This window comes from Aquimarina pacifica (genome assembly GCF_000520955.1).
GTDB lineage: Bacteria > Bacteroidota > Bacteroidia > Flavobacteriales > Flavobacteriaceae > Aquimarina > Aquimarina pacifica.
In genome coordinates, this window is sequence record NZ_JACC01000007.1 from 213,833 (window position 1) to 221,912 (window position 8,080).

9 protein-coding genes are annotated in these 8,080 nt (G+C 32.3%); 6 read left to right on the forward strand and 3 right to left on the reverse strand.

The features are described 5' to 3' along the window. Positions 1–232 precede the first annotated feature (232 nt). The 6 genes from DZ60_RS0105410 to DZ60_RS0105435 all read left to right on the forward strand — a co-directional run bounded on the left by DZ60_RS0105410 (position 233) and on the right by DZ60_RS0105435 (position 5,398). Positions 233–955, forward strand: coding sequence for a hypothetical protein (locus DZ60_RS0105410; protein WP_025741073.1), 723 nt, complete (start codon positions 233–235; stop codon positions 953–955). Between the two features lie 6 nt (positions 956–961). Further along, positions 962–1,627, forward strand: coding sequence for a hypothetical protein (locus tag DZ60_RS24835; RefSeq protein WP_025741074.1), 666 nt, complete (start codon positions 962–964; stop codon positions 1,625–1,627). Then, positions 1,600–2,391 (forward strand): sensor histidine kinase, encoded by a 792-nt coding sequence (locus tag DZ60_RS0105420; protein ID WP_025741075.1) that lies wholly within the window; start codon positions 1,600–1,602, stop codon positions 2,389–2,391. Before DZ60_RS24835 ends, DZ60_RS0105420 begins: the two co-directional genes overlap by 28 nt. Before the next feature lie 153 nt (positions 2,392–2,544). Then, positions 2,545–3,183: a response regulator transcription factor gene (locus DZ60_RS0105425; RefSeq protein ID WP_025741076.1), complete on the forward strand. Its 639-nt coding sequence runs from the start codon at positions 2,545–2,547 to the stop codon at positions 3,181–3,183. A gap of 149 nt (positions 3,184–3,332) precedes the next feature. Beyond that, positions 3,333–4,793 (forward strand): RNA polymerase factor sigma-54, encoded by a 1,461-nt coding sequence (gene rpoN, locus DZ60_RS0105430; protein WP_025741077.1) that lies wholly within the window; start codon positions 3,333–3,335, stop codon positions 4,791–4,793. Then, positions 4,793–5,398 carry a hypothetical protein gene (locus DZ60_RS0105435; RefSeq protein WP_025741078.1) on the forward strand — a complete coding sequence of 202 codons (606 nt, stop codon included), beginning with the start codon at positions 4,793–4,795 and terminating at the stop codon, positions 5,396–5,398. Before rpoN ends, DZ60_RS0105435 begins: the two co-directional genes overlap by 1 nt. On the opposite strand, the gene DZ60_RS0105440 is transcribed toward DZ60_RS0105435, so the two are convergent. The 3 genes from DZ60_RS0105440 to DZ60_RS0105450 all read right to left on the reverse strand — a co-directional run bounded on the left by DZ60_RS0105440 (position 5,393) and on the right by DZ60_RS0105450 (position 7,392). Further along, entirely contained in the window at positions 5,393–6,103 is a 711-nt protein-coding gene (locus DZ60_RS0105440) for a porin family protein (RefSeq protein ID WP_025741079.1), read from the reverse strand. The genes DZ60_RS0105435 and DZ60_RS0105440 overlap by 6 nt on opposite strands. Before the next feature lie 173 nt (positions 6,104–6,276). After that, entirely contained in the window at positions 6,277–6,762 is a 486-nt protein-coding gene (locus tag DZ60_RS0105445; RefSeq protein WP_025741080.1) for an ExbD/TolR family protein, read from the reverse strand. A gap of 27 nt (positions 6,763–6,789) precedes the next feature. Then, complete coding sequence (locus tag DZ60_RS0105450) at positions 6,790–7,392, reverse strand: ExbD/TolR family protein (RefSeq protein WP_025741081.1); 603 nt, start codon at positions 7,390–7,392, stop codon at positions 6,790–6,792. Positions 7,393–8,080 lie beyond the last annotated feature (688 nt).

The window sequence follows — 8,080 nt, forward strand, 5'->3', positions numbered from 1 at the left end:
CTTATATATAGATCGCCTCCCCTGATTCCTTTCAAAAACCCTTTAAATTCAAGCATTTAAAACAGCTTCCCTTTAACAAAAGGAGTGAATACCTTTTAATAACTACAGAATAATAGTATTTTTAAGTAAAAAATAGAACATTGTTACTTATGAATGATTTTATTCGCACAGCCCTTTGTGGCAAAAATTAACAACCTAATAAACCACATAAAACATCTTAAAACACCTTAAAATGAAAAAAGTAATCCATCAAACAGCCAAAACCATACTTATAAGCCTTCTCCTTATAGGCTTAAGTTCTTGTGACAAAGAAATGGTCAATCAAGAGTACCTAAAACAAATCGAAGAGTTAAAAAAAGAAATTGTTGAGTTAAAAAAACAACTTGATGATAGAGATGGAGAAGTAAAAGAACCCGATTTTATTATTCCTATTGAAAATGCACGACAATTGTATGGCCTATATACTCCCAGAGCAGAATTAATCGACTCTATAGTTAGAGAAGATGGTCAAGGAAAACCTTTTCAAGCAACTCGTAATTTTCATCTAGAAATTGATGATCTCCAGCAATATTTAAGATTCGTAAGACAGGAAACAAAAAATAGAAAAATTGAAGTAAGTGGGTATTCCTTTTATTTTGGCATTTACCCAGACGATTACCCGCGTGATCAGAAACTCTATGCAAAAAGACAAACACTTTTTATCGCACCAACCATAAAAAGAGCCTCTAATGGTGTTGTTTCTCATGCCGCTTTCTCTATTGGCGAAAATAATGAACCCTTATTTCTAGATGATTTTTTTAATGATAGAAAAAGCACGAAAGTAGGTAGTAATACATTAAACGGAAAAAAGATGAATCAAGCGAGCTTGTTTAATTTCTCTACTACCTCGACATACTCAGCGCAGAGTCTGGTAGCAAATGAATTAACTGGATCACCCCCAAAAGGAAATCAATAAATACGAATGAACTTAAGTAACGATTTTTTAACATTATTAATTAAGATCGGTGTAGGATTAGAAGTGATCACAGCGATTATAGGAACTATTTACTACAATAAATATAAGAATGTTCCTGTACTAAAATACTTTATATTTCTTTTATGGTATGTTGTGTTTAACGAATTAATCGGACTATATATTCGATTGTATGGAAGTGGTTATAATGCTTTAATAATAAATGTATATAACTTAATAAATTTCAGCTACATCCTATACTTATTTCAAAGTTACTTAAGCAGCAAAAAAAGTAAAAAGATAGTACTAATACTTTGTGTAACCTATCTTATCTCATTTATTATAAATGGTTTTTATGAAAACTACTTAATAGAATTTCAGAGCGTCCCCTATATTATAGCAGCCTTTTTCGTGGTAATCACCATACTGCTATACTTTAGGGAGATACTCAATTCCGAAAAAGTATTATACACCAAAAAGAACCTGTTATTTTGGATTGGAGTGGGACTATTACTGTATTTTATTGGTAATATCCCTTTTAGAATTATACGAAATTACTATGAGTATTTGAGTGATGCAACTACCTTGTTTTTAGTAAATTTCACACTAGCGATTATAATGAATGCTTGTTTTATTATAGGTTTTATATGGAGCGACAAGAAACAGCTATATTAATTGCAAGTCTTGTACTTGTAGCAGTAATCATACTGGCAATTTCACTATTCTTAATCTTTCAAAAAAGGAAGAACAGTTTGTTATTACAACAAAAAGAAACAGAAAAAAGATTCGAAAAAGCGATTGCCGAAACTCAAATAGAAATAAGAGAAGAAACTCTCAGAAATATCAGTTGGGAGTTGCATGATAACATCGGACAGTTACTAACGCTTGCCAAAATACAAGTAAACATTGCACAAGATGACCCAAAAAAATTAGCGGATGCAACAGAAACCATAACCAAAAGCTTAACAGAACTTCGATCTTTATCAAAATTGATTAATCCCGACGCACTAAAAAGCTTAAGCTTAACAGAAGCCATAACATTAGAAATAGAACGATTTAATCGGTTACAATTTATTGAAGCAACTATAACAAGTAACGAAGAAACAGAAGAACTAGATGATAAAGCAGAAATCATAATATTTAGAATATTACAAGAATTTTTTACCAATACCGTAAAACATTCTAAGGCCTCTAATCTTGACGTACATGTAAACTATGATACAGAAAAAATAGTAATTCATGCAAAAGACAATGGAGTAGGATATGACACATCAGCCTGCTCAGCAAATAGCGGAATCGGTCTCAGCAACATGCAAAACAGAGGAAAATTGATTGATGCAGAAATTAAACTAACCTCTCAAAAAGGAAAAGGAACAGAAATTATATTGACATATTATTATAAAAAGAAAAATTCGACATTAGATACTATAGATGCATAAATTTGCACTGATATCCAATGTAATCAAAAGCACAAAATGAACTCTAGAATCGCACAAATAAAGGTTTTTATCAATTATCATATAATTGCGAGATTCTACTTTATCGTCATCAAAAATGACAATTACAATTCACTAAACTTAAACAGATAAAAAATGAAATATTCAGTAGTCATTGTAGAAGATCACATCTTACTATCACAAGCATTATCTGGTTTGGTTGACGGGTTTGCTAAATTCAAAATTTTATACATCTGTAAAAACGGAAAAGAATTATTGACACGTTTTAAGGACCCAAAAAATATACCAGATATTGTTCTTATGGACATCAATATGCCCATTATGAATGGGATAGAAACCACAGAGGCATTAAAAGAAGAATACCCTCAGGTTAAGGTATTGGCCCTTTCAGTAGAAGAAGATGAAAAAACAATTCTTAAAATGCTCAGAGCTGGAGCAAAAGGATACCTTCTAAAAGATACTGAAAAAAGTATATTAGAAAATGCATTATTACAGGTACAAGAAACAGGTTTTTATCACACCAAGGATGTAACCAACCTATTATTAGGCTCTTTAAATCCTAAAAAAGAAAATAATATTGTTCTAAAAGATCGAGAAGTAGAATTCATTAAACATGCATGTACAGAGAAGACTTATAAAGAAATAGCTCAGGATATGTGTTTAAGTCCAAAAACTATTGAAGGATATCGAGATTCAATTTTCGAAAAATTAAACTTAAAAAACAGAACAGGCCTAGTTATTTACGCAATTAAAAGCAAACTGTTTGTACCATAACCTGTTACATGTTTTTATTGACCATAATATATCCTATTTAAACCGTTCAAATCTTATACTATCTGGGTTTAATGCAAACTAAGTAACTATCCTTCTCTCGAAACAGGTTTTTTGTTTATTTTTGTGAATAGAATACCATTAATACCCATATGTTAAAACAGCAGTTAAATTTTAAATTATCTCAAAAACTTTCTCCGCAACAGATTCAATTAATGAAACTGATTCAATTGCCTACTCAAGCATTTGAACAACGTTTGAAGCAAGAAATGGAAGAAAACCCCGCTTTGGATAATGGTAAGGAAAAGTCTGATGATTATGACGACACGTATAGCACAGAAAACACCAGCGATGATGACTATGGCACTGAAAAAATAGAGACTGATATTAATGTTGATGAATACCTAAGTGATGATGAAATTCCTAACTACAGGCTAAGCTCTAATAATTATAGCAGTGATGACGAAGAAAAAAGTGTCCCCTACGCATCAGGAACATCATTTCGACAACACCTTATCAATCAACTAAACACCTATAGATTTAACGAAGAAGAAAGAGATATCGCAGAGTTTCTTGTAGGAAGTATTGACGAGAGTGGATACATTAGAAGATCTTTACCTGATATCCTTGATGATTTAGCTTTTACTCAAAACATATATACCACTGAAGAAAAAATAGAACAAGTACTACAAACTGTGCATCAATTAGATCCTGCAGGAGTAGGTGCTCGTAACTTACAAGAGTGCCTTTGGATACAATTAGACCGAAAAGAAACAACAATCCCAATAAAACTTGCATCAGAAATTCTTAAGAAAGCATTTGATCATTTTAGTAAAAAACATTACGACAAGCTTTTAGCAAAATTTGATATTACTGAAGAAGATTTAAAACTGGCAATTGATGAGATTGAAAACCTAAACCCCAAACCAGGAGGTGCTTACGCAGGTAACAATCGCATTGTAGAACATGTAGTACCTGATTTTACTATAAGAATATCAGAAGGAGAATTAGAACTTAGTCTTAACGGACGAAATGCACCAGAACTGCATGTATCTCGAGAGTACAATAATATGCTACAAGGGTATAAAGCCACTAAAGAAAAGTCAAAGTCTCAAAAAGATGCGGTAATGTTTATAAAACAAAAGCTAGACGCTGCAAAATGGTTTATTGAAGCTGTAAAACAACGACAACAAACCCTTTTTGTTACTATGAGTGCAATAATGCACTATCAAAAAGAGTATTTTTTAAGTGGAGACGAACGAAATCTTAAGCCAATGATCCTAAAGGACATTGCAGATGAGATTGGGATGGATGTTAGTACCGTTTCGCGTGTAGCAAATAGTAAATATGTTGACACACCTTATGGTACAAAATTGATCAAAGAGTTCTTTTCTGAATCAATGACTAATGATCAAGGCGAGGAAGTTTCTACAAGAGAAATTAAGAAGATTTTAGAAATAACCCTAAACGAAGAGGACAAGAAAAAGCCATTGACTGACGAAAAACTCGCTAAAATTCTAAAAGAAAAAGGATACCCAATTGCAAGAAGAACGGTAGCCAAATACAGAGAACAATTAGATATTCCTGTTGCCAGGTTAAGAAAGAAAATTTAATGAATTTTTTTCTAAAAAGTATTTCTTATATTCTACATCCCTTGCTGATGCCGATTGTTGGTGCCATCATCTACTTTACAACAGCCCCTCGTTTTATTCCTGATGAAATTATTGGAACAAAGATTTTTGGACTAACAATTCTTACTATTCTTATTCCTGTGGTATTATATTTTTTTCTAAAAAACTTGGGAGTTGTTACTTCAATACATCTAGAAAACGTACGACAACGCAAAGTCCCTTTATTACTTCAATCTCTACTATTTGTAATCGTGATTAAGATAATTGTTGATGTATATCAATACCCCGAATTGTATTTTTTCTTTTTAGGCGCATTATTTTCTTCTCTTAGTGCCATTTTTATGTCTCTATTCAAGATCAAGGTAAGCCTACATATGATAGGGATAAGTGCCATCGCAATGTTTACTATCATACTCAGCATACACTTTGAAATCAATCTCACATTACTTATTGCCGCTTTATTAATTGCAAATGGACTTGTAGCCACTTCAAGATTGCATTGTAGAGCACATAACAACATCGAGCTGATACTAGGATTTATTACGGGACTACTCCCTCAAATCATATTAGCAAATTTTTGGTTATAATATATAAAACATTAATCCAATTTTAGCTGCATTCAATCCTACGGTCTCGTTTTCAATAGTAGCTTCATCACCAAAAAAAGGATTTAAGCCATAATAAAAATAAAAGTTAAAGGTATTCCAACCAAAAGCAAAAGTAAGACCCATTCTAAAACGATCTATACTCGATATATCCGTTTGTTTTATCTGATTGCCCGGTTCTTTATAATTAGATCTAAAAGAAAACAAATATCCTGCTTTAAAACCTGCATAGACTCTATAAAACTTATGCGTCTCAGGAATAGATGTTCTCCATCTGAATTCTAAAGGCAATTCTATAAGATGTGTAGTAAATCTATTACTATCATACTCAACACCACTTAAACTTGCAAAAGTAGTTACTCCAGTACTCACCTCTTCTTCGCCAATTAGTAAATTTTGATTATATACATTTAGCGAATACCCTAACCCCATAGCAACTGCCACATTGCGCTCTTTATTAATTGGCATATCTCTTAAAAAACCCATATGCATTCCACCAGAAAACCCGGATTGATTTATATCTTCTGGTCTATTAAAAAGTAAATTAAAAGTGACTCCAAAATAAAATTGATCTTCACGATAGAGAGAATCCACAACTTCTGTACCAATAGAATCTTGTTCGACTCCTTGCCCAAAAGAAACAAAAACTTGCAAACAAAATAGTATAAGTATGACCTGCTTTTTCATATAGATCACTAAAATAAATCTATTTATTCAAAAAAATCAATAAACTTTTTAAAAACAATACTCAAAAGCAGGATCATAATAAGTTACAACATCAAAAGGTCATCTAAAACACTACAGGCAGTATGCAAGCAAACGCCTTAAGTCCCCTTTATGTAATCCGGATAAGCACCTATTTAATTACTAAAATTATCTTGTGCCTCTCCAGTTTTGGTAATATAATTTAATTTTAAAGCATGTACTTCTCTAAGTTCCTTTTTGATATCACCCACAAGCCCCATATTCGTCTCTTTATCTATTTTTAATGCTGTGGTAAGGAAAGGAAGTAATTGCTCATTTTTGGCATCTCTTTCTGCAAAAACAAAAGCTTTAATATCATTTACAGAAGCAAACTTATCATTGAGTTGCACCCTAGCTTCACTCCCTGCATTCATTTGATATCTTGAACTAGGTTTTCCAGCATAAATATGCATCACCAAATCCTTTTTATCCAACTTTTCTACTTGATTTGCAACAGGGAGCTTGTTTTCTATAAGCAACACATCTTTACGCATTACCGTTGCAACCATAAAGAAAAAGAGTAACATAAATACAATATCAGGTAATGATGCCGTCGAAATTTCTGGTAATTGAACAGTTTTTCTTTTTTTTAAAATATTCATAGTACTAATATGTTTTTGATTATATCATTAATTCTTAGGTTCTGCCTCAGATATTTTCTCCGGAAATAGGGATTTAATATGCTCAATCTTTTCTTTCAATGCTTGTTTTTGTTCATAGTTCGAGCTATCCCCAAAATCCTTCTTCAATGATTCAAATGAAACGCCATACAACCTATTTGCCTCACGATTACGCAAATCGGTATATGCTGCTAATAATTCATTCTGAACAGCGATATAAGTACCATAATTTGTTTCGCGACTATTCACAACAGAAATAACCGCCTTTTTGGGATGGTCCGAAGATTTCGAATCATGCATCCCTTTGCAATACATACAAGAATTAACGGTTGACCCACCATTATCAAGAAAGGCAACTGCCTTCCTTTTGAGGTCCCCAATCTTCGTTAGAACACCTCCAACTAAGAGCTCATTTTCTTTATTTAACTCAACTTTGAACAGGTTTTTTTTCTTTATTTCTGCCTCAACAGGCCCCTCAAGAGGAGGAGGTAATTTCCTGCTAATACCGTAATCCGTTTGGATTGTTGTAGTCACTAAGAAAAAAATAAGTAACAAAAATGCAATATCCGCCATGGATCCCGCATTAACACTGGGCGCTAATCTTCTAGCCATAATAAAAATATATTTAGTTAATAATTAAAAAATCAAAAACTACAGAACTAAGTGACAGAGATTGCTTCAACAAAAAAACTAGAAACCCATATATAAATACATAAAATAATCCGACAAAATAGAGCCGTTATTACAGGGAAACTACATACTCAATATCACTTTTGGAAGGTTAGATATTGAACTTATAACTAATAAAATTTGGAATTGGATAGAAGTGTTTAGAACATACACAATGTAAGCTCTATTTCATCTAAAAGATGTTACACAATGCTCTAATTGCAATTGTTATGCCAAATAAGCAAAAGAAATATTAGCCATAGAACTTTGTATATAGATTTTAAAAAAACAAGTTTCATATAAACAATGTGAACTAGCTTATGAATTTAGGCATAGGCATTTTGACTTGAACAAGATTGCACGTTTGTTAAACACTCTCTATGCAATGAACCCGTAATAAGACTCAAAACTGCAATGAACAGTGACATACTCTTGTTTCTTTATAGCACCGCTATAGGTAACTACAAAAAAGTGGCGAAGCATCAATGTTTGCTGTGTTTTTTTGTTGTAATAGATTTTCTACTACATAGATCGGGCTTAAACGAAGGAAGGATGTAGATATAAACAAAAAACCCACTAATACTAGTGGGTTTTTTATTCAAATAAATGTCTTGTCCTGAAATAGCGTTAC

What these genes read in the sequence shown, in the direction of transcription:
- DZ60_RS0105435 (WP_025741078.1), top strand. Translation starts at nt 4,793, where the DNA reads ATGAATTTTTTTCTAAAAAGTATTTCTTATATTCTACATCCCTTGCTG.
- DZ60_RS0105440 (WP_025741079.1), bottom strand. Translation starts at nt 6,103, where the DNA reads ATGAAAAAGCAGGTCATACTTATACTATTTTGTTTGCAAGTTTTTGTT.
- DZ60_RS0105450 (WP_025741081.1), bottom strand. Translation starts at nt 7,392, where the DNA reads ATGGCTAGAAGATTAGCGCCCAGTGTTAATGCGGGATCCATGGCGGAT.
- DZ60_RS0105425 (WP_025741076.1), top strand. Translation starts at nt 2,545, where the DNA reads ATGAAATATTCAGTAGTCATTGTAGAAGATCACATCTTACTATCACAA.
- DZ60_RS0105420 (WP_025741075.1), top strand. Translation starts at nt 1,600, where the DNA reads ATGGAGCGACAAGAAACAGCTATATTAATTGCAAGTCTTGTACTTGTA.
- rpoN (WP_025741077.1), top strand. Translation starts at nt 3,333, where the DNA reads ATGTTAAAACAGCAGTTAAATTTTAAATTATCTCAAAAACTTTCTCCG.
- DZ60_RS24835 (WP_025741074.1), top strand. Translation starts at nt 962, where the DNA reads ATGAACTTAAGTAACGATTTTTTAACATTATTAATTAAGATCGGTGTA.
- DZ60_RS0105410 (WP_025741073.1), top strand. Translation starts at nt 233, where the DNA reads ATGAAAAAAGTAATCCATCAAACAGCCAAAACCATACTTATAAGCCTT.
- DZ60_RS0105445 (WP_025741080.1), bottom strand. Translation starts at nt 6,762, where the DNA reads ATGAATATTTTAAAAAAAAGAAAAACTGTTCAATTACCAGAAATTTCG.